Raw genomic sequence first — 25,154 nt, 5'->3', positions numbered from 1 at the left:
ACCCACATGTTGACATAGTCAACTTTCCGGCTATGCTGACATTGTCAACTTAACTTGAGGAGAGGAATGAGTCATGACCGACACCACCCAGACCGGCGCCGACTTCGACGCGAACTACCTGCGCACCTGGACTGAGCCCGACGCCGCTAAGCGCCTTGCACTCATCGAGCAGATGTGGGCCCCGCACGGGTCGCTGCACATCTCCTCACCCGCCTTGACCGTCACAGGAACAGCCGACATCGCCGAGCACATCAACCGCGTCCACAACGACCGCATTGCAGGCCAGGGCCTGACCTTCAGCTATGACCAGCGCATGGAGTCCGGCGACGCAGTATTGCTGCGCTGGTCGATGACCGCCCCAAGTGGCGACGTCATCGGACGCGGAGTCGACACCGTCTTCCGCGACATCGACGGCAAGGTGACACGCGCCTACATGTTCATGGGCGTGAGCTGACCCGAGGGAGCTCCAGCGACCCGACTCGACGCCGACAGCTCAGGACATCGCCGCCAGCACCGCCTCGATGCCGGCGGCGATCGTCGTGTGCGCGGCGGCCGCGAGGCGGACGACCTCGTCGGGCTCGGTGGGCGCCTGCGCGAAGGACAGGTCGGAGACGATGCTCATGCCGGCCACTCGCACACCGAGCTGGTGCAGGGCGATGGCCTCCAGGACGGTGGACATGCCCACGCAGTCGGCACCGATGGACTCCAACATCCGTGTCTCCGCCATGGTCTGGTACTCCGGGCCGCGTAGAGCGGCGTAGACGCCTGACCTTTCTGAGACACCGCCCAGGATGTCGGCGAGCTCGTCGTCCCACACGCAGCGAACGTCAGTGAAGACCGGGCCGTCGAAGGGCGAGGAGCCGGTGAGGTTGAGGTGGTCGGTGATCGCCATGACCTCGCCGATCCTCCAGCTGCGCAGGCATCCGCCGGCGTTGACCAGGACGGCCCCGCGTACGCCGGCAGCGGCCGCGATCCGGGCCAGGGCGACCACCGGCCCGGGTCCGTGTCCCTCATAGAGGTGGGTTCGTCCGTGGGCCACGAGCACGCGCCACCCTCCCCCGCCCACCTTCTGGCCACGACTGACGACATAGGAGTCGAGGCGATCCTCATGTCCCGGCGCAACCGGGACGAGGACACCGGGCAGATCGGACAGGCGCAGGCTCGCGGCCGGCTCACCCCAAGCGGCCACGGCGTCAGCTGCACCGGATCCCAGGACCACCAGGAGGTCGTGGCAAGGCACGCCGGTACGTCGGGCGATCTGATGGGCGCCTTCCATGGCCGAACCGGGGCCTTCCGCTCCGGCGGAGGCGCTCAGGGCCTCCAGACGCTCAGACTCGAGGGTGAAGATGGACGTACGGTCATTCACGAACGGGCCTCCTGGCGGGCCACTCGGCCTCGACCAAGGGCGAGGTGCCCGAGCACGCCGATGAGCAGGGCGACCAGCACGCCGAGGTTGGCTCCGGCCCAGGCCCCCTCGCGGCCTCCTAGAGGCCCGAGCAGATAGCCCTGCCAGGACAACCAGGAGGCGGCCGAGTTGACCACCAGCCCCCAGCCGACGACGGAGCCGGCCGCCACCAGGGCGATGGCCTCCCAGTTGACTGAGCCGTAGACGCCGTCAGGCGTGAAGAGGGCCTCCTCGTCGTAGTCGCGGCGACGCATGATGACCTCGGCGACCATGACGCCGGCCCAGGCGGCGATGACGACTCCCAGGGTGGTGAGGAACCCCTGGAAGGGACCGAGGAAGTCATCGGCACCGAAGATGACGGCAATGGTGCCCGCAGTCATGATGGCGGCGTCGATCGAGGTGGCCACATGCCGGCGCACCGGCAGACCAGTGGCCAACAGGGACAGACCTGAGGAGTACAGGTCCATGATGATGCCTCCGGCCAGCCCGAGGATGGCGACGACCGCGAAGGGGACGAGGAACCATGTGGGCAGGATCGTGGTCAGAGCACCGATGGGGTCGGCGTTGATGGCCTGTCCGAGCTCGGCGTCGGACCCCACCAGGAGGATGCCGAAGAAGACGAGCACCACGCAGGGCAGGGCCGATCCCAGCGTGGTCCAGCCGATGACGCCGGCCGTCGAGGCCTTGCGGGGAAGGTAGCGGGAGTAGTCGGCGGCGGCGTTCACCCAGCCGAGGCCGAAGCCGGTGGCCACCATGACCAGGGCTCCGACGAAGGCCGCAGGATCTCCGGAAGGCAGCGCCAGGAGTGTGCGGAAGCTGATCTGGGGAGCGACGAGGACGAGGTAGATGATCGTGAGGATCGCGGTGGCCCAGGTGATCCAGGTCTGGACCCTCATGATCGCCTCGAAGCCAAGGATGCCGGCGCTGGCGGCCAGGCCAACGGTGAGCAGGAAGCCGAGGATCTGGGCCCCGACCTGGTTGTGCCAGCCCAGGGCCTGGAACACCGTTGCCGAGGCCAGGGTGGCCGAGACGCACAGGACGGTCTCCCAGCCGACTGTGAGGATCCAGGACAGCGCCGCGGACAGGCGATTGCCGTTGTAGCCGAAGGCCGCTCGGGACAGGGCCAGGGTGGGGGCGCTGCCTCGCTTGCCCAGGACGGCCACGACACCGCACAGGAGGAAGGAGATGATGACGCCGACGCTGCCCGCGACGACCGCCTGCCAGAAGGACAGTCCAAATCCGAGGACCCAGGCGCCCCAGGACAGTCCCAGGACGGAGATGTTGGCCGCGAACCAGGGCATGAAGAGATCACTCGGCCGCCCCTTGCGATCGGACTCGGAAATGACGTCAAGACCGGCGTTCTCGACGCGGGTAGCGGTGGATGCGTCAGCAGCGCTGCTCATGGGTGATCGACCTCAGTGTCGTTATCGGGAGGCTCTCGAACGAGAGGTGTATGAAGTCTATGCGTTTTCAGGTGTGGCGGACGACGCCAAAGAGACGAGCACCCCACCCCGAGAATAGGGTGTGCCACACATTTCAGGTGATCTCCATAGAAACTCCCACTAGATACTGAGCGCTGTCTCAGATGCACACATGTATAGTCGATCTGTCCTCTACGTCTCCGCCTCGCGGAGACTCATCATGGAAAGGAGCTCTCATGAGCGACAACGGAACCTTCGACAGGATCGCCGGCAAGGCGAAGGAGGCCGCGGGCAAGGTCACCGGTAACAAGGAGACCGAGACCGAGGGCAAGCTCCAGCAGGCCGAGGGCAAGGTCAAGGAGGTCGCCGAGGACGCCAAGGACGCCATCCAGGGCGCGGTCAACCGCCTCAAGGGCGACAAGTAGAGCGTCGCGCAATACGCCGAGCGCCCAGCCTCCCGAAGGAGGCTGGGCGCTGTTCTGTTGCCGATACCGGCGTCAGCTTTCCGCAGGAATGAGCGTCGGCGCCACGTTGACCACGCTCTGCGAGGGGTCGGCCTGACCCCAGGAGTTGTTCCCCCAGGTCCAGGTTCCCTTGTCGACAGTGGCCCAGGTGTCATAGCCGGAGGTGCCGATCTGGGTGGCCCCATCGATCTTGTCCACCTGCACCAGCCCTGACGGGGTGTCGGAGACAGTGCCGTTGACCTGTCCGTAGCGGTTGGAGCCGAAGCACCAGACTGCTCCCCCGGTCAGTGCGCAGGTGTGCTCGTAACCTGAGACGAGCTCGGTGGGGACGGCCGGCAGCTGACCGACCTTGACGGCCTGATTGACCAGCGCCTCATCGGTCTTCTTGCCGAGCTGGCCGACCTCGTTGGCCCCCCAGGCGTAGACCGTGCCCGAATCGTCCACGGCGACGGCGAAGCCCTTGCCCACGCTCAGGGCTGAGACCTTGACCTTCTCCAGCCCGGGCACCGCCGTCGGCGAGACACGTGCGCCCTGGGTGTTGGCCTGTGCGTCAGCGCCCCAGCAGGAGACTCCGATGCCGCTGGAGGAACAGACGAAGGAACCACTGCCGGCACGCAGGGACGTCGGCTTCGTGGCGGCGGGGGCTGCCGCTGCGGAGGGCGACGACGGAGTCGCCGCCTCCTTGCTGGGCCACAGCCAGTGACCTCCCAGAGCGCCTCCGGCCAGCCCGAGAAGAAGCACGCCAGCCGCCACGACCGGGAGGACCCACCCGCGGCGTGGAGCACTGCTGGAGTACTGGGTGGTGCCGCCCTGGGGCGCCTCCATCTCAGTCACCGCGGGCAGCGGCTGAAGCCTGTAGCCCTGTGGTTGAGGCTGCGTCGGCGTCGCCATCTGCGGCTGGGGCGGTCCTGCCGCGGTGGGCTGAGTCGCCCCGTAATCCGCGGCTCCGTAGTCCACGGTGCCGCCACCGACGTCGTCGCCTCTGAATGGGTCATCAAAGGCCACGAGGTTTCCAGGCGCCCCGTACGAGGGCGCGGGCTCCTGAACGGGTACCTGCTGCTGAGCAGGCGGGTACCCGGCTGGCTGCTGAGGGGGATATCCGGCAGAGGCTGCGATCTGTTCGAGCTGTGCACGCTGCTCAGGCGTCCAGGCGCGTCCGGCGGCGAGGGCCTCCTGAGCCCGTTCAGGACTGCCGCCGATGAACCACAGCACCCTGTCCCCGTCGAGCATCCGGTCATCCATGGGCCAGACCTCTCCTCAACGTCAAGGACCGATGCGCGTCAGTACGTCAGCCTACGGCGCGCCATGAGCATGGCAGCGCCCGTCGCACCGGTACCCAGCACCATCCAGGCGGCGGTCGTCCCCGCACCGGTCTGTGCGAGGGTGGAGCGACCTGCGCTGGTGGCGCCGCCCTGGCGGGGAGCCGCAGCCTGCTCGTCGCGGGGAGCGGCGGCCTGCTCACCGGAGACGTCCGCGGAGCCCGGGGCTGCACCCTCCTCGGAGGCCGCGGGAGCGCCGCCCTCAGCGGGCTGCTCGGGCGCCTGCTCCTGAGGGGCCTGCTGCTCGGGAGCGGCCTCAGGGGCGGCGGAGTCGCCCTGCTGCTGGTCACCCTGGTTCTGCTGGGGCTGCTCGGCCGGCGCCTCCGGCTTGTTCTGCTGCTGCGCCGCAGCATTGTTGGCACCGGGGGCCTGGGGGTCGACCTTGCCGGCGTCGTCCGCCGGAGCGGGCGCCGGGGCAGGTGCGGGCGCGGGCTTGTTGCCTTCAGGGCTGGGAACGGCGGGGGCGGGCGTATTGGGCTGCGGGGCGTCAGCCTTGGCCTCACCGGCCTGCGACGCCGCCTGCTCGGCGGCAGGAGCGGGGTCCGTCTCAGCAGCAGCCGCGCCGACCGGGACGACGGACAGGGCTACGGCCGCGGACGCGGCCATCCATACGCTTCGCTTCATGGGAACTCCTTCAGGACTTAAGAGCCATGGCTCTCACGTCGGGTTACGAGGATGTGGATACGGCCACCTTACCCGGCGCAGCCCCGGTCCTGTCACGCCACCGACACGGGCACCACTCCCACTGTTGGACACCTCACATATCGGTGCGTCGGGATGACGGGAGTCAGACCCTCAGCCCCAGCGCTCTCATACGTGAGACGGCCCCCTGGGAGAGTACCGAGTGGAGCTGCTCCTGAGCCATCGAGCCGAGAAGCTCGGGGAACTGCCCCAGGAGCCTCTGAAAGGTTCCGATCTCCTCACCGATGACGCGCCGGCCCCACAGCCCCAGCCGGGCGGCCAGCTGCGGGTCGGCCGCGATGACCTCCTCCAGCTCGGCGACGGCGTACGTACCGATCGGATCCTGGCTGAGCTCGTGGACGAGTCCACTGCGCAGGAGATCGTCCAGGGACTCGCTCAGGGCCATCCCGAAGTCGATGAACAGCCCGAAGGTGATGTAGGTCTTGAGCAGGCGTTCAGCCCAGTCCAGTGGCCGCAGCCGCTCGTCGAAATCGCCCAGGACGTCAGTGAAGCGCTCGGCCGCCCCCAGGGCGTCGATGCCGTGGGTCGACGCCAGGGCCACGACCCGGTCGAAGGAGGCGACCTCCCAGGCGCTCATGCGCAGCAGGTCAACCCGGGCCGCCATCCGCGGAGCCCGGTCGGCATCCTTGGCGTAACGGGTGCAGGCCGCCGTCCTGGAGATCGCGACGACGCCGACGACGGACAACTCGTGAGGACCGACCTGCATCGGAGTGGAGGCACTGGGCTGAGGTGAAGGAGTCGGCATCTGAGGCATGACCATCATCGTATCCAGGTCTTGCCATGTGTGAAGTACAGCCGTGACATCGAACACGCCGATAGCGCACCTGCTCATCCAGGCACGCCATCGCGATGTTTTCCCGCTACGCTGACGGCGTCCACGGTTGCCCGGTCGTCAGATGGACTCAGATTGACTCGCGATCGGCTACCACATCCGACGGCGCCAACGCCCACGCAGCGCACCCGACTGTGCGCGCGAGCGACAGCCGCGCCGGAACGGATCAACCCGATCAGAAGACAAGGAACCTCGTGAGCAACGAGCACCACGGGGCCGACGCCGTCGAGCCCGACAACAACTCCACAGACGACCAGACCGCCATCGACGGCACCGACGCCGGTGCCACTGCCGCCACGTCCGGGATCATCGAGACGGCCGGCGCCCACGCCCCCGTGCTGGACGAGGCCACTCCCGACATCACCGATGAGGGCGAGCAGACCGATCTGAGCCGCAGGACCTTCGCCGACTTCGGTGTCGAGCCGGAGATCTGCGAGGCCCTGGCCGCCAAGGGCATCACCCACCCCTTCCCCATCCAGGCCCTCACCCTGCCGGTGGCCCTGGAGGGGCAGGACATCATCGGCCAGGCCAAGACCGGAACCGGAAAGACCCTGGGCTTCGGCATTCCCCTGCTCATGGACACCCTGGGCCCCGGGGAGGAGGGCTGGGACGAGGACCCCGCCTCCGGGAGCCCCCAGGCCCTGGTCATCCTGCCCACCCGTGAGCTGGCCAAGCAGGTCGCCGAGGAGTTGTCCACGGCTGCGGCGAAGCGCACCGTGCGCATCGTCCAGGTCTACGGCGGGCGCGCCTACGAGCCCCAGATCGAGGATCTCGAGCGGGGGGCCGAGGTCGTCGTAGGGACGCCCGGCCGTCTCATCGACCTCATGGAACGCGGCGTGCTGGACCTGGCGCACGTCACCACCGTCGTCCTGGATGAGGCCGACGAGATGCTGGACCTGGGGTTCCTGCCGGATGTGGAGAAGATCCTGGCCCGCACCCGCGCCGACCGGCACACGATGCTCTTCAGCGCCACCATGCCCGGCGCCGTGGTCGCCCTGGCGCGCCGCTACATGACCCGCCCCACCCATATCCGCGCCCAGGACCCGGGCGATGAGGGCATGACCGTCCAGACGGTCCAGCAGGTCGTCTACCGCACCCACTCGATGAACAAGGTGGAGGTCGTCTCCCGGATCCTCCAGGCCGAGGGCCGCGGACGCACCATCATCTTCGCGCGCACCAAGCGCACGGCGGCCCGGGTGGCCGACGACCTGCGCGCCCGCGGCTTCGCCACCGCGGCCCTCCACGGCGACCTCGGCCAGGGAGCCCGCGAGCAGGCCCTGCGCGCCTTCCGCAACAGCAAGGTGGACGTCCTCGTCGCCACCGACGTGGCCGCCCGCGGCATCGACGTCGACGACGTCACCCACGTCATCAACTACCAGTGCCCCGAGGACGAGAAGATCTACGTCCACCGCATCGGACGCACCGGCCGCGCCGGCAACTCCGGCACGGCGGTCACCTTCGTGGACTGGGACGACGTGCCGCGCTGGCGGATCATCGCCAAGGCCTTAGGCCTGCCCATCGAGGAGCCGGTGGAGACCTACCACACCAGTGAGCACCTGTTCTCCGACCTGTCGATCCCGAAGAAGGTCACCGGCCGCCTCCCCCGCCACAAGCGCACCCTGGAGGGCTTGGACGCCGAGGAGATCGAGGATCTGGGTGAGACCGGCAGGCGCGGACGCAAGCAGTCCGGCCGGCAGGGCGGGCGTGCGGAGCGCGGCCGGGGCCGCGGCGGTCGGGACGCCAAGCGCGGTGAGCGCTCCCGGCGCTCTGCCGACGGTGAGGCGAAGCCACGGCGCAAGCGCACCCGTAAGCGCACTCGCGGCGGTCGCCCTGTTGACGGCTCGACCGGCGAGTAGGCTCACCTAGGTCTCAGACCGCCGACCGGCAGCAGCTCAGGGCGAGCCCGGGTCAGAGACGGGTCTCCAGGAAGGCGAAGACGCCGTCGGCCATGATCTGGACGGCGATGGCCGCCAGGAGCAGTCCCATGACCCGGGTGAGGATCCGGATGCCGGAGGTGCCCAGCACCCGGTTGAGCCCCAGGGAGAAGCGCAGCGAGGCCCAGATGGCGATGTGCGTGCCGATGATCGCGACCGTCACGGAGACCCATCCGGCCACTCCACCTCCCGTGGTGTCCACGGCGACCATCGCCGCAACGATGGCACCGGGGCCGGCCAGCAGGGGTGTACCCAGGGGCACGAGGGCGGCGTTGGCGGTGACGGCGTCGGGGTCGGGGCTCTCGTCGACTTTGTCGGTCAGAAGCTCCAGGGCCACCAGGAGCAGCAGCAGTCCGCCCGCCACTTGGAGGGATGGGACCGAGATGCCCAGGAACTTCAGGATGTAGCGACCGAAGACCGCGAAGAGCACGATGACGGCGAAGGAGACGACCGTGGCCTGGCGTGCGGAGGCGGCGCGCTCGGCGGGGGTCTGCCGAGAGGTCAGGGACAGGAAGATCGGGATGGCGCCCAGCGGGTCCTGAATGACCAGAAGCGTCGTGAAGGTCGTGGCGAAGACCGTGGAGTCGAAGACGGACTGCAGCATGGTGTTTTTCTATCACCGGCACTCGGTGGACGTCTGGTGCCGTGGTCGGTCGTGCGTCAGGGTCGGATGAGGTCGAGAGCGCCCTCCTCGAGGATCCGCTCCATCAGGTCGGGCGGCATGAGGTTCTCCCCCAGGCGGTTGGGTTTACCGGTGCCGTGGTAGTCCGAGGCCCCCGACAGTCCCAGCCCCAGGCGCTGGGCCAGGAGGCGAACCTGCTCGCGCTGCTCGGGGCCGTGGTCGCGATGGTTCATCTCCAGAGCCGCCAGGCCGGCCTCGGCCATCTCGGCGAAGGTCTCATCGGGCACGAGGCGGCGCTGGCGTGAGGAGGCGCGCGGGTGGGCCGCCACCGGGACTCCGCCGGCAGCGCGCACCAGGCGGCAGGCCTCCACCGGGTCCAGCGCCCAGTGGTGGACGTAGTAGGGCGAGCCGGTGGCCAGCGGCCCGGCGAAGGCGGCGTTGCGATCAGGGAAGGAGCCGGCCGCCACCAGGGCGTCGGCGATGTGGGGCCGGCCGATCGTGTGGGAGTCGGCCGACTGGGAAAGGACGTCCTCCCAAGTGACCGGGTAGTCCTGGCTGAGGCGCTCGACCATCTGCTGCGCCCGGCTGTCACGCGAACGGCGGGCGTGGGCGAAGGCGGCCTCCAGTCCAGCGTCGTCGGCCCGGTGCAGGTAGGACAGCAGGTGGAGGGTGACCCCGTTCGCGGCGCAGGAGATCTCGGTGCCGCGCAGCAGGGCGACGCCGGTGTCCGGGACGGCCCGGGCCGCCTCGTCCCAGCCGGCCATCGTGTCGTGGTCGGTCAGCCCGACGACGTCGAGGCCGGCCCTGGCCGCCTGAACCATGAGCTCGGCGGGCGAGTCGGTGCCGTCGGAGCAGGCCGAGTGGGTGTGGGGATCGATGCGCACCGTGACAGTGTAGGGAGGCGTGGAAGACTGGACGACATGAGCGAGCTGAGCCGAATGACGGATACCGCGCCTGCCACGCAGCGCACCGACGACGCCCCGGTCCGTTTCGGGATGATCGGGGCCGGCTTCATCGCCCGGTGGTTCGCCGAGGCCGTCTCCGGCGAGCCTGCCGCCCAAATCGTGTCCGTCACCTCCGCCCACCGCGAGCGCGCCGTCGCCTTCGCCGCCGAGCACGGGATCCCGTATGCCCACTCCTCGCTCGAGGAGATGCTCGCCGCCCACGGCCCGGGCTCGAAGGCCCCGATCGACGTCGTCTACGTGGGCTCGCCCAACTCTCTGCACGCGGAGCATACGATCGCGGCGCTGGAAGCCGGTTTCCACGTTCTGGTGGAGAAGCCCTTCGCGCTGACGTCCACCCAGGCCCACGCAATGGTGGAGGCGGCGCGGGCCGCCGACCGTTTCCTCATGGAGGGGTGGCTCTCCGCCTTCGAGCCCGGGGTGGCTCGGCTGCGCGACCAGCTGCCGCGGCTGGGGCGGCTGCACCGGGTGGTGCTGTCCAAGGAGCAGTTCTCCTCGCGGATGGAGGCCTACCGCTCCGGCGGCCTGCCGCCGGCCTTCGACCCGGCACTGGGCGGCGGCTCCCTCATGGACCTGGGCATCTACCCGGTCAGCCTGGCCATCCACCTCTTCGGTGAGCCGGACCGGGTGACGGCCACGGGAGCGCTGCTGGACTGCCGTGTCGACGCACGGGGCACGGTGGTCCTGTCCTACGACTCCGGTGAGCACGCCGGGCTGGAGGTCGTCTGTCTGCACTCCAAGACCTCCCCGGGGACGGATTCGAGCTTCGCCGGGGACCACGATGTGCTGAGCATCGACGACTGCCAGTGGCCCCGGCGCATCGAGCTGCGCGGCCCGGCGGCGGTGAGGGGCGCGGACGAGGACCTGTCGGTCGAACGTGGCGCTGCGCGGCCCGGCCACCAGCTCGCCTACGAGCTGGCCGAGGTTTGCCGCCTGGTGCGCGCCGGCGCGCGCGAGTCCGATCTGCACCCGCTGAGCCGCTCGGTGGCGGCGGTCGGGGTTCTGCAGGAGGCTCGCCGCCAGGTGGGGGTTCGTTTCCCGGCCGATGAGCAGGGCTGAACCGCCTCAGGGATCCTGACTCCCCCGCCGCTCAGCACCGACAGGGGCTCAACAGTGGGATGATGCCCCTATGGCATCGACTTCTCCCGCAGACACCCACCCGTCCGACGAGGCCCCCGCCTCCTCGCAGGAGGCCCCCCAGTCCTTGGCGGCGCGAGGCTCCAACCGCTCCCGCCAGCCCGACAACCAGGCCTTCAGGGACTTCATCGGCTCGGGCTGGGGCCCCCGGCCTGAGGGGCTGCCCGCCCGCAGCGAGGCGGCACCGTGGGCGGCGGCCCGGCGTGAGGCCCTCGGAAGGCTCTTCCCCGGCGAGCGTCTGGTGCTGCCCGCGGGTGCTCTCAAGGTGCGCAACAACGACTGCGACTACCGGTTCAGGCCCCACAGCGCCTTCGCCCACCTGGCCGGAACCGGCACGGACTTCGAGCCTGACGCCGTGCTCGTCCTGGACCCGCTCACCTCTCAGGGCCAGGACGCGGGCTGCTCGGACAACGCCGATGACGCGGATGGTGCCGCCCCGACGCATGAGGCGGTCCTCTACTTCCGGCCCCGCGCCTCGCGCTCCAGCCAGGAGTTCTACGGCGACCCCCGCTATGGCGAGCTGTGGGTGGGCGTGCGCCCCTCCCTGGAGGAGGTCGAGTCGTCCACCGGCATGCGCTGCGCCCACATCGACTCCCTGCCCGATGCGCTGGCCAAGGACGCCGGTCCCGGCGCAGTGCGGCTGCGTGTCGTCGCCGAGGCCGATGAGTCCGTCACCGCCCTGGTGGCCACCACCCGCCAGCAGGTCGGGCTGGAGACCGGCGAGGCCGCAGCGGAGGTCGACGCCGGCCTGGCCGAGGCCGCCAGCGAGCTCCGCCTGGTCAAGGACCCCTGGGAGATCGACCAGCTGCGTGCCGCCGTCGCCGCCACCAAGGCCGGCTTCGACGACCTCATCCGCTCCATCCCCCGCGCCCGCGGCCACTGGCGCGGTGAGCGGGTCCTGGAGGGGGCCTTCGGCGCCAAGGCCCGCGAGGAGGGCAACGGCCTGGGCTACGACACGATCGCCGCGGCCGGCAACCACGCCAACACCCTGCACTGGATCAACAACGACGGCGCCGTCGAGCCCGGCCAGCTGGTCCTGGTCGACGCCGGTGTCGAGGTCGACTCGCTCTACACCGCCGACGTCACCCGCACGATCCCGGTCGATGGCCGCTTCACCGAGGCTCAGCGCCGGATCTACCAGGCGGTTCTCGACGCCGCCGACGCCGCCTTCGCCCGTGCGGGCACGCCGGGCTGCCGCTTCAAGGACGTCCACGCCGCCGCCATGGAGGTGATCGCCGCCCGCCTGGAGGAGTGGGGGATGCTGCCCGAGGGCGTGAGCGCCGCCGACTCCCTGGCCCCCGAGGGCCAGTACCACCGGCGCTGGATGGTTCACGGCACCAGCCACCACCTGGGTCTGGACGTCCATGACTGCGCCCAGGCGCGCCGCGAGATGTACATGGAGGCCGAGCTCAGGCCCGGCATGTGCTTCACCATCGAGCCGGGACTGTACTTCCGTGAGGACGACCTGCTGGTGCCCGCCGAGATGCGCGGCACCGGCGTGCGCATCGAGGACGACGTCGTCGTGCGCGAGGACGGCAGCGTGGAGCGCCTCACTCAGGACGTGCCCCGCACCGTGGAGGAGGTCGAGGCCTGGGTGAGCGGGCTCATCGCCTGACTGACTGCTCGGTCACCTCCCTTGCCTCTCATCGTTATCCGCGAATAGCATCGCCGCATGACGATGAAACATGGACTGCTCCCCGAGGACCGCTCCCAGGACCACGGCGCCGTGCGCGAGGCCTCGACTGTGGCCTCCCTGCTCGACGTCCTGGGGGACGCCACACGTCTGGCGATCCTGCGTCACCTCCACGGAGGCGAGCACCGGGTGGTGGAGCTGACCGAGCACCTGGGCCTGGCCCAGTCGACCGTCTCCCAGCACCTGGCGATCCTGCGCAGCGCCGGCCTCATCTCCAGCCACTCCCACGGGCGGGCCAATGTCAGCCGGATCGAGAACCCCGAGGCCATTGAGCAGGTCCTCTCCGCGGCCGAGTCCCTGGCCGCCACCATCTCCGCGGACGCTACGAGCCGGAGCAAGGAGTCCCTGTGAGCACCTCGGACGGCCACGAGCACCGCGACCATTCCCACGGGCACTCGCACAACCACGGCGCCGGGGCCTCGCGCGGACGGCTCCTGGTCGCCCTGTGCCTGTCGTCCACGGTTCTGGTGGCCGAGATCGTCACCGCTCTTCTCACCGGCTCACTGGCGCTGCTGGCCGATGCCGGGCACATGCTCACCGACGTCGCCGGTCTGGCAATGGCCCTGACAGCCGCCCACCTGTCCACGCGTCCGGCCACGGACCGCTCGACCTGGGGCATGCGCCGCGCAGAGGTCATCGGGGCCGCGCTCCAGGCGGGCATGCTCGCCGTCGTCGGCGTCTTCGTGGCCTTCAAGGCGGTCCACAACCTGCTGGTTGCCCCGCAGGTCGAGGCCTCCGGCATGCTCGTCATGGGCGTCATCGGCCTGGCCGCCAACGTCATCGCGCTGCTGGTCCTCTCCGGCGGCCGGGGGCATGACGGACAGAGCGAGAACCTCAACATGAGGGCCGCCCTCCTGGAGGTCCTCAACGACGCCCTGGGATCGGTGGGCGTCATCATCGCCGCCGCCGTCGTGGCCCGCACCGGCTGGACCCGGGCCGACGCCGTGGCCTCCCTCCTCATCGCCGTCCTCATCCTGCCCCGGGCGGTGACGCTGCTGCGCTCGGCCCTGGGGGTCCTCATGGACTTCACCCCCAGGGAGCTGGATCTGGCGCAGGTGCGCTCGCACATGCTCGGCATCGACCATGTCGAGGAGGTCCACGACCTGCACGCATGGACCGTCGCCTCGGGCATGCCGGTGCTGACCGCGCACGTCGTCGTCCGCGACGAGTGCCTGCGTGACGGTCATACCGAGGAGATCCTCGACCGGCTCCAGGGCTGCGTGGCCGAGCACTTCCCGGTCAAGATCCAGCACGCGACCCTCCAGCTCGAGCCCGTCTCGCACCTCGAGCACGAGGCCGCCTACTGCTAGACCGGGGCTCAGGTACGGCGGTAGCGCTTCCGGGTCGGCTCAGGGATGTGAGCCGGCTCCCCGCCCTCCAGGTGCTCCCGGGCGAAGGCCAGGGCGCTGGCGAGCCCCTCGAGGCGCTGGGCGGCCGTCATGGACCGGGTGGTCACCTCAACGACGACCTGTCCCCCACCGGCCTCGAAGCCGGTGGCCACCAGGTGCTTGAGGACCCCGGCGCAGTCCTGGTTGCCCTGCCCGGGCAGCAGGTGGTCGTCCAGGGGCCCGGGCACGCCGTCGGTCAGGTGCAGGTGACGCAGCGTGGGCCCCAGCGAACGGGCCATGGCCAGGGCGTCGGAGCCGGAGGTGGCGGCGTGGGAGATGTCCAGCGTCACCGACTTGTACCCCTGCCCCACCGGGTCCCAGGTAGGTGAGTACGCCTGGAAGTCACGCGTGGAGTGGGCGTGGCGGGGCCGCCAGGTGAACATGTTCTCCACCGCCAGGTGGATGCCCGTGGTCGCCTCGCGCTGCGCGACCCCGGCGATGAAGGAGCGCGCGTAACGGGTCTGCCAGAAGAAGGGCGGGTGCAGCACCACCGTGGGGGCCTCGAGGTAGTGCGCCAGCTCGATGGAGCGGTCCACCTTGTCCCACGGATCCACGCCGAAGACGCCGCGGGTCACCAGCAGCGTGGGAGCGTGGACCGCCAGCACCGGCTGGTCGAATTTCTCCACCAGGGCCGCCAGCCGGATGGCGTCCTGGGATGCCTTCTCGCTCCAGACCATGATCTCGACGCCGTCGTAGCCCAGCTCCTGGGCGATGGCGAAGGTGTCGGGAACACTGCCGGGAACCACGCAGGCGGTCGACAGCCCCACCGGAATGCTCATCGCTGAACTCCCTCGTCCCTCAGCACTGGTCAGTTCTCGTCACCGGAGTCGGCCTCATCGCGGGTCTCCTGCGACGACGCCGACGCGCCCTGATCCTTCCGGTCCACCGGCCGTGGGGAACGCAGGAACGGGTCGTAGTCATCGGAGACGGTCGGGGCGTCGGAGGAGGCGCCGGCCGAGGTGGTGGGGGTCCGGTCGGGGATGCTGCTGCCGGGCTGCGGCAGCCGCACCCCGAAGCGGGGCTGCTCGTCAGGACGCGAGCCGAAGGCGGTGGGACCGGAGGCCTCCTCCCGAGCCCGACGACGCGCCTGCGAGCGCCGCAGTGCCTCTCCCCCGCGTGAGAGGTTGCCCGGGACATCAGTCAGGGCCTGACTTGCCTCGTGGATCTCACGTGCGGCGATGATCGAGTAGCGCGAGGCCACGACCTGGCTGATGGAGGTGAAGTCGCGCCGCCCTCGGGTCAGTGCGTAGCTGAAGAGCTGGAAGACGATGCCCCACAGCACCCCCAGCAGGACACAGGCCCAGAAGCTGAGTCTGGGCCCGCTGCTGCCGGCCACCGACATGATGATGCCGAAGAACATGCCGATCCACAGGCCGTTCATGGCTCCTGACATCGCTGCGCGCCCCCAGCTCATACGCCCGGTGATGCGCTCGACCTGACGCAGGTCGGTGCCGATGATCGCCAGGTGCTGAACCGGGAAGCCCTGGTCCGACAGAGCGTCGACCGCCCTCTGCGCCTCGGGGTAGGTCGCGAAGGAGGCCACCTCCTCCCCCTGGGGCATGACACCACCACTGGACGAGGTCAGGGAGGACAACGGGCTCGGATTGGCGTTCATGGGGGCTATCGTCGCACGCGCGGGCACGCGGTACGGACCCATCGGCAGGCAATCACGCCTCAGGCGCATAGGCTTGGCTTGTGGAGAACACCAGGACGCGCACGACCAGCAGGGTTTTTGTGGCCCGCCTCATCGGCACCTCCGTCTTCGACCCCTTGGGCGATGCGGTGGGCAAGGTCCATGACGTCGTCGTCCTGCTGCAGATGCGCGGGGAGCCCAGAGCCGTCGGCTTCGTCATCGACGTCTCCAGCCGGCGCCGCGTCTTCCTGCCTCTGTCCCGGATCACCGCGATCGAGCCCGGAGCCGTTATCACCACGGGACTGATGAACATCCGCCGCTTCACCCAGCGCCACGTGGAGACCCTGGTCGTCGGCGAGCTGCTGGACCGGGTGGTCACCATGCGCGACGGCTCGGGGAACGTCACGGTGCGGGACGTGGCCATCGAGCGCGACCGCGGCATGGACTGGAAGGTGACCCGTCTGTTCGTCCAGCGGGCCTCCTCGGGCCCGCTGGGCCTGCGCCGCGGGGAGACCTTCACGGTGCGCCCCGACGAGGTCAGCGGCCTGGCCGCCAGCGCCGACCAGCAGGGCGCCACCGCGCTGCTGGCCACCTTGGAGGACCTCAAGCCCGCCGACCTGGCCGACGTCATGCGCGACCTGCCCCAGGACAGCCAGATGCGCGTGGCCGCCGAGCTGACCGACGAGCGCCTGGCCGACGTCCTGGAGGAGCTCGGTAATGAGGACGCCGTCGCCCTCCTGTCCCGTCTGGAGGCAGGGCGCGCCGCCGACGTCCTGGACGCCATGCAGCCCGACGACGCCGCCGACCTGGTCGCCGACCTCCCCCAGCTCAAGGCCACCGAGCTGCTGGGCCTCATGGAGCCCGAGGAGGCCGAGGACGTGCGCCGCCTCATGGCCTACGACGACTACACCGCCGGCGGTCTGATGACCACCGAGCCGATCATCCTGCCCCCCGAGTCGACGGTGGCGACCTTCCTGGCCCAGTCCCGCAAGGCCGAGGTCCCTCCCGCTCTGGCCGCCGTCGGCTTCGTGTGCCGCCCGCCCCTGGAGTCCCCCACCGGCAAGTTCGTGGGCATGATCCACTTTCAGCGGGCCCTGCGCGAGCGCCCCCAGCGCATGGTCGGCTCCATCGTGGACACCGACGTCGACTCCGTGCGCCCCGAGGACTCCATCGGTACCGTCACCCGCCTGCTGGCCACCTACAACCTGACGGCCCTGCCGGTCCTCGACGACGCCGGTCGCCTGCTGGGCGCCGTCAGTGTCGACGACGTCCTGGACCACCTCATGCCCGACGACTGGCGCGTGGCCGACGAGGCCGTCACCGATGAGACGATCGAGAGGGGCGCCAATGCCTGACCAGCTCGACCAGCCCTTGCCCGACAGCCGGCTGCGGTGGCTGCGCAGGACCCATCCTGCCCACGCCTCCCGCTCCGACGGCTTCGGCCGCTTCGCCGAGGCGACCGCCCGCTTCATGGGCTCGCCCAAGTTCGTGCTCTACATGTCGATCTTCGTCACCGTGTGGATCGTGGCGAACCTCGTTCTGGCCAAGATGCAGCAGGCCTGGGACCCCTACCCCTTCATCCTGCTCAACCTGGCATTCTCCACTCAGGCCTCCTACTCGGCCCCCCTCATCATGCTGGCCCAGAACCGGCAGGACGACCGCGACCGCGTCACCGCTGAGCAGGACCGCCAGCGCGCCCAGCGCAATCTGGAGGACACCGAGTTCCTCACCCGGGAGATCGCCGCCCTGCGCCTGGCCATGAACGACGTCGCCACCCGTGACTTCGTGCGCAGCGAACTGCGCGACATGCTCGGCGAGATCCTCGCCGAGGAGCGCCTCACCCGTGAGGAGATCGCCGAGTTCCAGGACAGCGGCGACGAGGGGCCCGGGACCGTTCCGGGGCAGCGCACCACTCACTGAGGACCGCCTCCCACCCTCACGTGGGACTCGCCACCTGTCGTGGGGCTCCGGGGCACCCCTAGGATGGGGCCATGCCGCAACCGACTCATGACGCCGTCATGGAGGCGCTGGCCAGGGTCATCGACCCCGAGCTGCACCGCCCCATCACCGACCTGGGAATGGTCTCCTCCGTTGACATCGCCGAGGACGGCGTAGTCAGCGTCGAGGTGCTCCTGACCGTGGCCGGGTGCCCCCTGAAGGACACGATCACCGCCGACACCCGGCGCGAGGTCGGCACCGTCGAGGGCGTCACCGAGGTACAGGTGAGCCTGGGCGTCATGAACGACGAGCAGAAGGCCGAGCTGCGCCGCCGCCTGCGCGGGGGCGCCGCCGAACCGGTGGTTCCCTTCACCCAGCCGGGCAACCTCACCCGGGTCTACGCCGTCACCTCCGGCAAGGGCGGGGTCGGCAAGTCCTCGGTGACCGCGAACCTGGCCGCTGCCATGGCCGCCCAGGGCCTGAGCGTGGGCGTCGTCGACGCCGACATCTACGGCTTCTCCATCCCCCGCATGCTGGGGGTGGACCGGGTTCCCACTCAGCTCGACGGCATGATCGTGCCGCCTGTGGCCCACGGGGTGAAGGTCATCTCCATCGGTATGTTCGTGGAGGACAAGCAGCCGGTCGTCTGGCGCGGCCCCATGCTGCACCGCGCCGTCCAGCAGTTCCTCTCCGACGTGTTCTGGGGCGACCTGGACGTCCTGCTGCTGGACCTGCCCCCCGGGACCGGCGACGTGACGATCTCCGTGGCCCAGCTGCTGCCGAACGCCGAGATCCTCGTGGTCACCACCCCGCAGACGGCCGCCGCCGAGGTCGCCGAGCGCACGGGACTCATCGCCACCCAGACGCACCAGAAGGTGGTGGGCGTCATCGAGAACATGTCCTACATGCCCCAGCCCGACGGCTCGCGCCTGGAGATCTTCGGCTCCGGCGGGGGCGAGATCGTCAGCGCCTCCCTGAGCGAGACCCTCGGCTATGAGGTGCCACTGCTGGCCCAGCTGCCGCTGGACATCCGTCTGCGCGAGGGATCCGACACCGGCCTGCCGGCCACTGTGACCGATGACGGCAAGCCGGCCGCCGACGCCCCCGCGGCCTTGGAGCTGTCCGCGGTGGCCCAGCGCCTGACTCACCGCTCCCGCGGCCTGGCCGGCAAGAGCCTGGGGGTCACCCCGGCCTGAGTCGGCCCCGCCCGACTCTCTCGCCGCACTCTCACCGAGGCCGGCAGTCTTTGCGCAACCCGGCGGTTCTTCTGACCGGCGACACGAGATCTGCCCGACTCGATGAGGATCAGAAGTCGACGGCGACGCGTGCGGCCTCGGCGCGGGTGCGCGCGGCCGCATTGGCGGCGCGCACGATGTCACGCGGCGACAAAGGGCGCACGCGGGTGCGGGAGTCATCGCCCGCCGTGGAGGCGTCCCCCGCATCCTCGCCGGAGGCACTGGCCTCCGGCTCGACCAGGCTTGCCGGGACCTCGACCGGCCCAGGCTCGACCTGACGCTCCATGGGATCCGGTTGACCGGCATCCTCAGCCTGCTCGGCGTCCTCGCTCTCCTCGGACTTCTCGGCCTCGACCTTCTCCGGCTCGGCCTCCTCAGCCCCGTCAGCCGCCTCGGGCGACTCGGTCTGAGCCGAGGGCTCTGCGTCAGCCTCCTGCTGGAGCACTCCCCGCGGTGGGGTGGAGCCCGCGGACTGCTCGGCGCTCTCCGGGTTCTCGGTCCCCTCGACGCTCTCGGTCCCCTCAGCGCTCTCGGAACTCTCGGTGTTCTCAGCGGTCTCAGCGTCGTTCTCGGCCAGCTGCTCAGCCCGCTTGGCCTCGATCTGCTTGCTCAGCGACTTGGCCCGATCCTGCTTGACCACGTCGTTGACGGCCTGGGCGGCGGCGTCGGAGGCATCCTTGGCTGCTGAGCCGACGGACCTGAAGGGGTGGGTGAGGTCCTCGCGGATGGCGTCGATGTCCTCCCCCAGGGCGTCACGCACGATCTTGCGAGGGTCGTACTGGCGCGGGTCGAGGCTGGACAGGTCCAGGTCGGCCATCTCCGGGCCGACCTCCTCGGCGATCTGGCTGCGCGCGTTGTCCAGGAACACTCTGAGCTGACGCACCATCTGCGTGAGCTTACGGGTGTACTCGGGCAAGCGCTGCGGCCCCACCACGATCACCGCCACTAGGACGATGATGAGGAACTCAGATCCGTTGATGCCGAACACGCCGCCCAGTATAAGGAGTCCTGCCGGGCAGAGGCCGCCTCGGTTCGCCTACCGGCGGACTCACCCGAGCGCCTGCCCTTCCGACTATCGGGCCGAACACCTGGAACAATGTGGCCCGAGGGGTGCGCCTGGCGCCCCGCAGCAGAAGAAAGGCTCACAGTGAGTGCGGACAAGACGCTGAGCTGGTCCTACACGGAGGACTTCACCGCGGAGGACGAGGCCACCGCCCAGGCCCGCATACGCGGGCTCGAGCTCGGCATCACCCCGGTGTCCTCGGGGACCGGAGCGGCGCTGCGGATGCTGGCCGCCTCAGTGGGTGCTAAGTCCGTGGCCGAGGTCGGCACTGGCACCGGCGTCTCGGGCCTGTGGCTGCTGGGCGGCATGGGCACCGACGGGGTCCTCACGACGATCGACGTCGAGCCCGAGCTCCAGCGCGAGGCCCGCCGTGCCTTCGACGGAGCCGGTTACCCCTCCTCGCGCACTCGTATCATCCAGGGACGGGCCTCGGACGTCATGCCCAGGATGGCGGCCCGCTCCTACGACATGGTGGTGCTCGACGTCGCCCCGGAGGAGGCGATCCTCCTGGCCTCCAACGCCCTGCGAATGCTGCGCCCCGGCGGGGTCCTGGCCGTCACCCGCGCCCTGTGGAACGACCACGTGGCCGACCCGGCCCGCCGCGACGTCACCACCGTGGCAGCCCGCGAGCTCGGCAAGGCGCTACGCGCCTCACGTGCGCTGCTGACAACCCTGCTGCCCGTCGGAGACGGCCTGCTCGTCTCCGTGCGCCAGACCTGACAGGGCGCCCTCCAACGGGGCGGAACGAGGAAGAGGGTCGGACCCCTATTGGGTCCGACCCTCTCTCATAGGCTGGATGAACCGGCCACCGGCTCCTCGACGCCGAGGACCGAGTGGTACCGGCTGTCCCCCGGGCGCCAGGATCGATCAGATCTTGGCGTTGGCCAGGGCCTCTCCGAGTGCCTTGACCTCGTCGGCCGTGATCTCGAGAACGAGTCGACCACCACCCTCAAGCGGGACCCGCATGATGATGGCGCGGCCTTCCTTGACGACTTCAAGAGGGCCGTCTCCGGTCCGGGGCTTCATGGCAGCCATGTGCTCACCTTTCGTCAGTGCTGCGCGGGCACATCGCCGCGCGACCTGTCATATTCTACGACATTCAAGGTGCAACGTTCGAGGATGCTCCCGCCATGACGCGACTCACGCCCCGGCCCGGCCATTGCGCAGCCGGCGAGCAGCACTGACCACGTAGTCCACAGCAGCCTCGGCGTCGTCGACGACGTGAAGCAGATCAGGGTCGGAGGCGGCGATCATGCCGCGCTCAATCATCGTGGTGCGCAGCCACTCCAGCAGCCCGCCCCAGTAGCCACGGTCCACCAGGACGATGGGGAAGGAGGAGATCTTCTGGGTCTGGACAAGGGTGAGAGCCTCGAAGAGCTCGTCGAGGGTCCCCATCCCACCGGGCATGACGACGAATCCGTCGGAGTACTTGACGAACATGGTCTTGCGGGCGAAGAAGTAGCGGAAGTTGACCCCGAGGTCGACGTACTCGTTCATGCCCTGCTCGTGGGGCAGCTCGATGCCCAGGCCCACCGAGGTGCCACCGGCCTCGTGGCACCCGCGGTTGGCGGCCTCCATCATGCCCGGTCCGCCTCCGGTGATGACAGCGTAGCCGGCGCGGGCCAGCCCCGCCCCCACCTCTATGGCCGCTCGGTAGGTGGGGTCCTCGGGCTTGGTGCGGGCCGAGCCGAAGACGCTGATGGCCGGCCCCAGTTCAGCCAGAGCCCCGAAACCCTCGACGAACTCCGCCTGGATGCGCATGACCCGCCACGGGTCGGCGTGGAGCCAGTCGGCGTCGGCATCACTGCTCAGCAGTCGCGCGTCGGTGGTCTGGGTGGGAATCTGGGTGCCGCGCAGCACCACTGGTCCCTTGCGGTAGGACTCGCGTGTACTCATGCGGCCATGATCCCTTAATCCGGCTGAGGTGGCGACGTGTCCGGCACACAGAAGCGGAGGACACATACAGGACAAAGGTCCCAGATAACCGCCCTCACCGCCCACTCTTTTCTCACCTTCACCACATATCTCAAAACTCCCAAAACAACCTCGAATTGTCTTGCTGTTTTAATTTAAGACATCTTATTTCAGGTGCGGTCCATCACTTCCGTGACTGAATTCTCCTTGTGTTTGGAAACACCAGTGAGGAGCGCCATTGTGAGCGTTTCCATCGGTTTTAGCGCGGTACCGTCGCAGATATGACCCGAGGCCCTGAAGACGTGTACGACGACGCTGCCGTGAACGCATGGATCCAGGATGATCCGGATCCAGCCACCCGCGCCGAGCTCACTGAGCTCCTGAGTGCCGCCCGCTCACAGGGCGAGCAGGCCCAGGCGGCTCGCAGGGCCCTCAGCGACGCATTCAGCGGCACGCTCGCCTTCGGCACGGCCGGGTTGCGAGGTCGCCTGGGCGGTGGCCCCAACCGGATGAACCGGGTCGTCGTCATCCGCGCCGCGGCGGGGCTGTCCGCATATCTCAAGGCCCGTCTCGGTGAGGGTTTCAGCGTCGTCATCGGTTACGACGCCCGCCACAACTCCGAGCAGTTCGCCCGCGATACGGCCGCGGTCGTCACCGGCGCAGGTGGGCGGGCCATCCTCTTCGAGTCGCACTGCCCCACCCCGGTGCTCGCCTTCGCGCTGCGACGTCTGGAGGCTGACGCCGGTGTCATGGTGACGGCCTCGCACAACCCGCCGCAGGACAACGGCTACAAGGTCTACTTGGGAGGGCGGGCCGTGACCGACTCGGGTCAGGGAGCCCAGATCGTTCCCCCCTATGACAGCCAGATCGCTGCGGCGATCGACGCCGTGGGCCCGGTCGGGTCCGTACCTCGCCCGCAGTCGGGCTGGGAGACGGTCGACCCGGAGATCCGGGAGGAGTACATCGATCGGGCCGCTCAGGCCGCTCGGATGACGGCCCCCGCCCCGGTGAGGATCGTGTTGACGGCGATGCACGGCGTGGGCGGGGCCACCTGCCGTGAGGTGCTCGCGCGAGTCGGGTTCACCGACGTCGTCGAGGTGGCCGAGCAGTTCGAGCCGGATCCGGACTTCCCGACGGTCGCCTTCCCCAATCCGGAGGAGCCCGGGGCGCTGGACCTGGCGCTGGAGAAGGCTCGGGAGGTCGAGGCGGACCTGGTGATCGCCAACGATCCTGATGCTGATCGATGCTCCGCCGCCATCCCGGACGCGGATGCTCCCAGCGGCTGGCGTCAACTGACAGGCGATGAGGTCGGCGCCCTCCTGGGCGAGCAGGCCGCCGAGCTGGCCGCCTTTGCCGGCAACGGGGTCCTGGCCTGCTCCGTGGTCTCCTCCCGCCTGCTGCGCCGGATCGCCCAGTCCCACGGGTTGGGCTTCCGCCGTACCCTGACGGGCTTCAAGTGGATCAGTCGGGAGCCAGGGCTGGTCTTCGGTTACGAGGAGGCGCTGGGGTACTGCGTCGATCCTGCCGCGGTGCGGGACAAGGACGGTATCTCCGCCTCGGTGAGGTTGGCGGTGCTGATCTCCGTGCTCAAGCAGCAGGGCCGGACCTTGCAGGATCTGCTCAACCGGCTCGCACGCGAGCACGGGCTGCACGCCACGAGCCCGTTGAGCATGCGGGTCGAGGACCTCGACATCATCACCAGCACCATGGAGCGTCTGCGCTCGGGCGGGGCGCCGGCCAAACTCGCCGGTTCCCCGGTCACCAAGACGGTGGACCTGCTCGACGGCATCTCGGACGGCAACGGCGGCACCCTGCCCCCCACGAACGGACTGGTGTGGGTGACGGCCTCGGATGATCGGGTGGTCGTACGTCCCTCGGGGACTGAGCCCAAGCTCAAGTGCTACTGCGAAGTGATTCTGCCGACGAATGACACTCCGGTGGCCGAGGTGCGGGAGGCGGCCGCTGAGCGCCTGGAGGCCATCAAGGAGGATCTGCGCGGCATCCTGGGGATCGCCGCCTGAGCGGGCCTCACAGGCGCGGCCTCCGCCGCGTCATCCGTTGATGAGGGTCTCAAGGCTGCGCCGATAGGCGCTGGGGCTCAGCCCGCAGGCGGCCCTGAAGGCGCCCGACAGGTGAGACTGGTCGGCGAAGCCGAGGTCTGCGGCGATCGTGGCCAGGTCGACCTCGGGACGCACCGTGAGTGCCAGAACCACCTCCTGGAGCCTGATGCGGTGCCCCACCCATCTCGGTCCGCGTCCCAGGGTGGCGCGCAGGCAGCGCTGGATCGTGCGCTCACTGACGTGCAGAGCCGCAGGCAGGGAGTCGCCAGTGCGCCGGTGAAGCCGGGAGCGCAGCTCATCAACCACCCTGTTGGCCAGGAGACCGCTCTCCGAGGGCCGGTGCTCGGCCAGCCGTGCCCGGATCGCCTCATCGGCGGCCTGGGCGCGGGCCTGGGGCGTGGGGTGGGCTGCGACCCTGCGCATGAGTGCGTGCAGTCCAGCGTCGAGCTCCTCGGTCAGGGGAAGCGCGGTGTTGGCCAGGCACTGGGGCGACAGCGCGCCGAGAACGGCGAGTCCCGCCGGTCGCAGCCGTATGGCGAAGACCCTTCCACGACCCTGGATCGTGCGGTGCCAGGCGCGGGTCTGGACTCCGGTGATCACCAGGGGCGCGGGCACGTCGCCGTCCTCCACCGTCAAGGTCACAGCCGGGGCGTCGATGATCCGCTGGTCCACGCTCTGGTCGCCCAGGTTCCATGAGACGTACCAGTACTGGTCGACGACGTCGGCCACTGTGGGATCGGGTGCCAGCCAGTGCGCGCCGTAGCGGGTGAGGTTGTCCGGTGCCAGCACCCCTGTGCGCTCCTGCGGACGGATCGGGGACTGGCGTGGACCGCAGTCCGGATCGGCTGACATGGCTCCTAGTGTGGCACGCACCCGTGCCTCGCCGGGGCCGGCGGCCTCCAGCTGTCGCCTTTCTTCTATGACGCCCCGGCCGGCGCCCTTAGCGTTCTGGTCATGAGCAGCACCAACTACACTGAGACATTCATCCGAGTCGCCGAGGACTGCCCGGCGCAGGACGCGCAGGAGCCTCCTGCCGGCCCGGCGGGCAAGCCCCCGACGATCGCCCTCCTCCAGTACCGGCTCCTCAGTGAGCGCCCCTATGAGCTGACCTCCGACGACCTGCTGTTCGAGGTGCACGCCATCCGTCAGAACATTGAGCCTCCGGAGCGGGCCGCACAGCGGGAGGCCTTCTTCGCCAAGCCCCAGGCCTGCCTGCGCTCCTCACCACTGGCCAAGCGCTACGGCTGGGGATTCCACCACGATGGCCAGGGCCGAGTGGCGCTGGTCCCTCTCGGCTCGACGCGCTACCAGGAGCTTTCGGAGGACTCCTCACTCACCCAGCTGAGAGCCATGCGCTCGCGCCGCGCCTCCTGAGGTGTTCAATCGTTCCGGTTCTCATGGAGGCCGGGAGACCGCCGGTCGTTTTCATTCG

At 69.5% G+C, this 25,154-nt stretch carries 26 protein-coding genes; 13 read left to right on the top strand and 13 right to left on the bottom strand.

Annotation, left to right across the window (positions count from 1 at the left end):
• Positions 1–73 precede the first annotated feature (73 nt).
• Entirely contained in the window at positions 74–454 is a 381-nt protein-coding gene (locus tag RIV12_RS03540; RefSeq protein WP_309322140.1) for a nuclear transport factor 2 family protein, read from the top strand.
• A gap of 39 nt (positions 455–493) precedes the next feature.
• Here RIV12_RS03540 and RIV12_RS03535 read toward each other — a convergent pair whose 3' ends face one another.
• Together RIV12_RS03535 and RIV12_RS03530 are read right to left on the bottom strand one after the other, a co-directional pair.
• Positions 494–1,276, bottom strand: coding sequence for a purine-nucleoside phosphorylase (locus RIV12_RS03535; protein ID WP_420912300.1), 783 nt, complete (start codon positions 1,274–1,276; stop codon positions 494–496).
• 86 nt (positions 1,277–1,362) lie between these two features.
• On the bottom strand, positions 1,363–2,808 hold the full coding sequence (locus RIV12_RS03530) for a purine-cytosine permease family protein (RefSeq protein ID WP_309322139.1): 1,446 nt from the start codon (positions 2,806–2,808) through the stop codon (positions 1,363–1,365).
• A 254-nt stretch (positions 2,809–3,062) separates the two neighbouring features.
• Here RIV12_RS03530 and RIV12_RS03525 point away from each other — a divergent pair, with 254 nt between their 5' ends.
• A complete protein-coding gene (locus RIV12_RS03525; RefSeq protein ID WP_309322137.1) occupies positions 3,063–3,251 on the top strand; it encodes a CsbD family protein in 189 nt (62 codons plus the stop codon).
• A 72-nt stretch (positions 3,252–3,323) separates the two neighbouring features.
• Here the strand turns inward: RIV12_RS03525 and RIV12_RS03520 are convergent, their stop codons facing one another.
• The 3 genes from RIV12_RS03520 to RIV12_RS03510 all read right to left on the bottom strand — a co-directional run bounded on the left by RIV12_RS03520 (position 3,324) and on the right by RIV12_RS03510 (position 6,074).
• A complete protein-coding gene (locus RIV12_RS03520; RefSeq protein WP_309322135.1) occupies positions 3,324–4,532 on the bottom strand; it encodes an RCC1 domain-containing protein in 1,209 nt (402 codons plus the stop codon).
• A gap of 38 nt (positions 4,533–4,570) precedes the next feature.
• A complete protein-coding gene (locus RIV12_RS03515; RefSeq protein ID WP_309322133.1) occupies positions 4,571–5,233 on the bottom strand; it encodes a peptidase in 663 nt (220 codons plus the stop codon).
• Positions 5,234–5,396: 163 nt separating this feature from the next.
• Entirely contained in the window at positions 5,397–6,074 is a 678-nt protein-coding gene (locus tag RIV12_RS03510; protein ID WP_309322132.1) for a ferritin-like fold-containing protein, read from the bottom strand.
• A 263-nt stretch (positions 6,075–6,337) separates the two neighbouring features.
• Here RIV12_RS03510 and RIV12_RS03505 point away from each other — a divergent pair, with 263 nt between their 5' ends.
• On the top strand, positions 6,338–7,999 hold the full coding sequence (locus tag RIV12_RS03505; protein ID WP_309322130.1) for a DEAD/DEAH box helicase: 1,662 nt from the start codon (positions 6,338–6,340) through the stop codon (positions 7,997–7,999).
• Positions 8,000–8,051: 52 nt separating this feature from the next.
• Here RIV12_RS03505 and RIV12_RS03500 read toward each other — a convergent pair whose 3' ends face one another.
• Positions 8,052–8,681 (bottom strand): MarC family protein, encoded by a 630-nt coding sequence (locus RIV12_RS03500; RefSeq protein WP_309322129.1) that lies wholly within the window; start codon positions 8,679–8,681, stop codon positions 8,052–8,054.
• Between the two features lie 56 nt (positions 8,682–8,737).
• Positions 8,738–9,583, bottom strand: coding sequence for a PHP domain-containing protein (locus tag RIV12_RS03495; protein WP_309322127.1), 846 nt, complete (start codon positions 9,581–9,583; stop codon positions 8,738–8,740).
• A 36-nt stretch (positions 9,584–9,619) separates the two neighbouring features.
• Between RIV12_RS03495 and RIV12_RS03490 the strand changes: the two genes are divergently transcribed.
• The 4 genes from RIV12_RS03490 (at position 9,620) to RIV12_RS03475 (ending at position 13,801) form a co-directional block, all read left to right on the top strand.
• Positions 9,620–10,720 (top strand): Gfo/Idh/MocA family protein, encoded by a 1,101-nt coding sequence (locus RIV12_RS03490; RefSeq protein ID WP_075418042.1) that lies wholly within the window; start codon positions 9,620–9,622, stop codon positions 10,718–10,720.
• Between the two features lie 70 nt (positions 10,721–10,790).
• Entirely contained in the window at positions 10,791–12,413 is a 1,623-nt protein-coding gene (locus tag RIV12_RS03485) for an aminopeptidase P family protein (RefSeq protein WP_309322126.1), read from the top strand.
• A 57-nt stretch (positions 12,414–12,470) separates the two neighbouring features.
• Positions 12,471–12,842 (top strand): ArsR/SmtB family transcription factor, encoded by a 372-nt coding sequence (locus tag RIV12_RS03480; RefSeq protein ID WP_309322125.1) that lies wholly within the window; start codon positions 12,471–12,473, stop codon positions 12,840–12,842.
• Positions 12,839–13,801 (top strand): cation diffusion facilitator family transporter, encoded by a 963-nt coding sequence (locus RIV12_RS03475; protein WP_309322124.1) that lies wholly within the window; start codon positions 12,839–12,841, stop codon positions 13,799–13,801. Before RIV12_RS03480 ends, RIV12_RS03475 begins: the two co-directional genes overlap by 4 nt.
• An 8-nt stretch (positions 13,802–13,809) precedes the next feature.
• Here the strand turns inward: RIV12_RS03475 and RIV12_RS03470 are convergent, their stop codons facing one another.
• Entirely contained in the window at positions 13,810–14,658 is an 849-nt protein-coding gene (locus RIV12_RS03470; RefSeq protein ID WP_009395917.1) for a sugar phosphate isomerase/epimerase family protein, read from the bottom strand.
• A gap of 29 nt (positions 14,659–14,687) precedes the next feature.
• Entirely contained in the window at positions 14,688–15,494 is an 807-nt protein-coding gene (locus tag RIV12_RS03465) for a YflT domain-containing protein (RefSeq protein ID WP_309322122.1), read from the bottom strand.
• Between the two features lie 80 nt (positions 15,495–15,574).
• Here RIV12_RS03465 and RIV12_RS03460 point away from each other — a divergent pair, with 80 nt between their 5' ends.
• The 3 genes from RIV12_RS03460 to RIV12_RS03450 all read left to right on the top strand — a co-directional run bounded on the left by RIV12_RS03460 (position 15,575) and on the right by RIV12_RS03450 (position 18,646).
• Positions 15,575–16,867: a magnesium transporter MgtE N-terminal domain-containing protein gene (locus RIV12_RS03460; RefSeq protein WP_309322120.1), complete on the top strand. Its 1,293-nt coding sequence runs from the start codon at positions 15,575–15,577 to the stop codon at positions 16,865–16,867.
• A complete protein-coding gene (locus tag RIV12_RS03455) occupies positions 16,860–17,432 on the top strand; it encodes a DUF1003 domain-containing protein (protein ID WP_309322118.1) in 573 nt (190 codons plus the stop codon). The genes RIV12_RS03460 and RIV12_RS03455 overlap by 8 nt, the downstream gene beginning before the upstream one ends.
• A 71-nt stretch (positions 17,433–17,503) precedes the next feature.
• The gene (locus RIV12_RS03450; protein ID WP_309322117.1) at positions 17,504–18,646 is read left to right on the top strand and encodes an Mrp/NBP35 family ATP-binding protein; all 1,143 of its coding nucleotides are present in this window, start codon (positions 17,504–17,506) and stop codon (positions 18,644–18,646) included.
• 109 nt (positions 18,647–18,755) lie between these two features.
• Here the strand turns inward: RIV12_RS03450 and RIV12_RS03445 are convergent, their stop codons facing one another.
• The gene (locus RIV12_RS03445) at positions 18,756–19,673 is read right to left on the bottom strand and encodes a twin-arginine translocase TatA/TatE family subunit (protein ID WP_309322116.1); all 918 of its coding nucleotides are present in this window, start codon (positions 19,671–19,673) and stop codon (positions 18,756–18,758) included.
• A 159-nt stretch (positions 19,674–19,832) separates the two neighbouring features.
• Here RIV12_RS03445 and RIV12_RS03440 point away from each other — a divergent pair, with 159 nt between their 5' ends.
• Positions 19,833–20,468, top strand: coding sequence for an O-methyltransferase (locus tag RIV12_RS03440; protein WP_009406302.1), 636 nt, complete (start codon positions 19,833–19,835; stop codon positions 20,466–20,468).
• Between the two features lie 147 nt (positions 20,469–20,615).
• Here the strand turns inward: RIV12_RS03440 and RIV12_RS03435 are convergent, their stop codons facing one another.
• Positions 20,616–20,783, bottom strand: coding sequence for a DUF3117 domain-containing protein (locus tag RIV12_RS03435; RefSeq protein WP_009396029.1), 168 nt, complete (start codon positions 20,781–20,783; stop codon positions 20,616–20,618).
• A 105-nt stretch (positions 20,784–20,888) separates the two neighbouring features.
• Positions 20,889–21,644, bottom strand: coding sequence for an LOG family protein (locus RIV12_RS03430; protein ID WP_309322114.1), 756 nt, complete (start codon positions 21,642–21,644; stop codon positions 20,889–20,891).
• Positions 21,645–21,943: 299 nt separating this feature from the next.
• Here RIV12_RS03430 and RIV12_RS03425 point away from each other — a divergent pair, with 299 nt between their 5' ends.
• Positions 21,944–23,683 carry a phospho-sugar mutase gene (locus RIV12_RS03425; protein WP_075418032.1) on the top strand — a complete coding sequence of 580 codons (1,740 nt, stop codon included), beginning with the start codon at positions 21,944–21,946 and terminating at the stop codon, positions 23,681–23,683.
• Between the two features lie 30 nt (positions 23,684–23,713).
• Here the strand turns inward: RIV12_RS03425 and RIV12_RS03420 are convergent, their stop codons facing one another.
• A complete protein-coding gene (locus RIV12_RS03420; RefSeq protein ID WP_075418031.1) occupies positions 23,714–24,574 on the bottom strand; it encodes an AraC family transcriptional regulator in 861 nt (286 codons plus the stop codon).
• A 102-nt stretch (positions 24,575–24,676) separates the two neighbouring features.
• Here RIV12_RS03420 and RIV12_RS03415 point away from each other — a divergent pair, with 102 nt between their 5' ends.
• On the top strand, positions 24,677–25,096 hold the full coding sequence (locus RIV12_RS03415) for a DUF6157 family protein (protein WP_309322113.1): 420 nt from the start codon (positions 24,677–24,679) through the stop codon (positions 25,094–25,096).
• Positions 25,097–25,154: the final 58 nt, after the last annotated feature.

The organism is Actinomyces stomatis (genome assembly GCF_031292835.1).
Taxonomy (GTDB): domain Bacteria; phylum Actinomycetota; class Actinomycetes; order Actinomycetales; family Actinomycetaceae; genus Actinomyces; species Actinomyces stomatis.
Note: the sequence above shows the minus strand (reverse complement) of the source record. Positions and strands in the feature narration are given on the sequence as shown.

Excerpts from the sequence above, each read along its gene's own strand:
- RIV12_RS03435 (WP_009396029.1), bottom strand. The coding sequence starts at position 20,783 with ATGGCTGCCATGAAGCCCCGGACCGGAGACGGCCCTCTTGAAGTCGTC.
- RIV12_RS03425 (WP_075418032.1), top strand. The coding sequence starts at position 21,944 with ATGACCCGAGGCCCTGAAGACGTGTACGACGACGCTGCCGTGAACGCA.
- RIV12_RS03525 (WP_309322137.1), top strand. The coding sequence starts at position 3,063 with ATGAGCGACAACGGAACCTTCGACAGGATCGCCGGCAAGGCGAAGGAG.
- RIV12_RS03465 (WP_309322122.1), bottom strand. The coding sequence starts at position 15,494 with ATGAACGCCAATCCGAGCCCGTTGTCCTCCCTGACCTCGTCCAGTGGT.
- RIV12_RS03430 (WP_309322114.1), bottom strand. The coding sequence starts at position 21,644 with ATGAGTACACGCGAGTCCTACCGCAAGGGACCAGTGGTGCTGCGCGGC.
- RIV12_RS03480 (WP_309322125.1), top strand. The coding sequence starts at position 12,471 with ATGACGATGAAACATGGACTGCTCCCCGAGGACCGCTCCCAGGACCAC.
- RIV12_RS03455 (WP_309322118.1), top strand. The coding sequence starts at position 16,860 with ATGCCTGACCAGCTCGACCAGCCCTTGCCCGACAGCCGGCTGCGGTGG.
- RIV12_RS03540 (WP_309322140.1), top strand. The coding sequence starts at position 74 with ATGACCGACACCACCCAGACCGGCGCCGACTTCGACGCGAACTACCTG.
- RIV12_RS03450 (WP_309322117.1), top strand. The coding sequence starts at position 17,504 with ATGCCGCAACCGACTCATGACGCCGTCATGGAGGCGCTGGCCAGGGTC.
- RIV12_RS03520 (WP_309322135.1), bottom strand. The coding sequence starts at position 4,532 with ATGGATGACCGGATGCTCGACGGGGACAGGGTGCTGTGGTTCATCGGC.
- RIV12_RS03470 (WP_009395917.1), bottom strand. The coding sequence starts at position 14,658 with ATGAGCATTCCGGTGGGGCTGTCGACCGCCTGCGTGGTTCCCGGCAGT.
- RIV12_RS03415 (WP_309322113.1), top strand. The coding sequence starts at position 24,677 with ATGAGCAGCACCAACTACACTGAGACATTCATCCGAGTCGCCGAGGAC.
- RIV12_RS03500 (WP_309322129.1), bottom strand. The coding sequence starts at position 8,681 with ATGCTGCAGTCCGTCTTCGACTCCACGGTCTTCGCCACGACCTTCACG.
- RIV12_RS03485 (WP_309322126.1), top strand. The coding sequence starts at position 10,791 with ATGGCATCGACTTCTCCCGCAGACACCCACCCGTCCGACGAGGCCCCC.
- RIV12_RS03515 (WP_309322133.1), bottom strand. The coding sequence starts at position 5,233 with ATGAAGCGAAGCGTATGGATGGCCGCGTCCGCGGCCGTAGCCCTGTCC.
- RIV12_RS03510 (WP_309322132.1), bottom strand. The coding sequence starts at position 6,074 with ATGATGGTCATGCCTCAGATGCCGACTCCTTCACCTCAGCCCAGTGCC.
- RIV12_RS03420 (WP_075418031.1), bottom strand. The coding sequence starts at position 24,574 with ATGTCAGCCGATCCGGACTGCGGTCCACGCCAGTCCCCGATCCGTCCG.
- RIV12_RS03535 (WP_420912300.1), bottom strand. The coding sequence starts at position 1,276 with ATGGAAGGCGCCCATCAGATCGCCCGACGTACCGGCGTGCCTTGCCAC.
- RIV12_RS03530 (WP_309322139.1), bottom strand. The coding sequence starts at position 2,808 with ATGAGCAGCGCTGCTGACGCATCCACCGCTACCCGCGTCGAGAACGCC.
- RIV12_RS03490 (WP_075418042.1), top strand. The coding sequence starts at position 9,620 with ATGAGCGAGCTGAGCCGAATGACGGATACCGCGCCTGCCACGCAGCGC.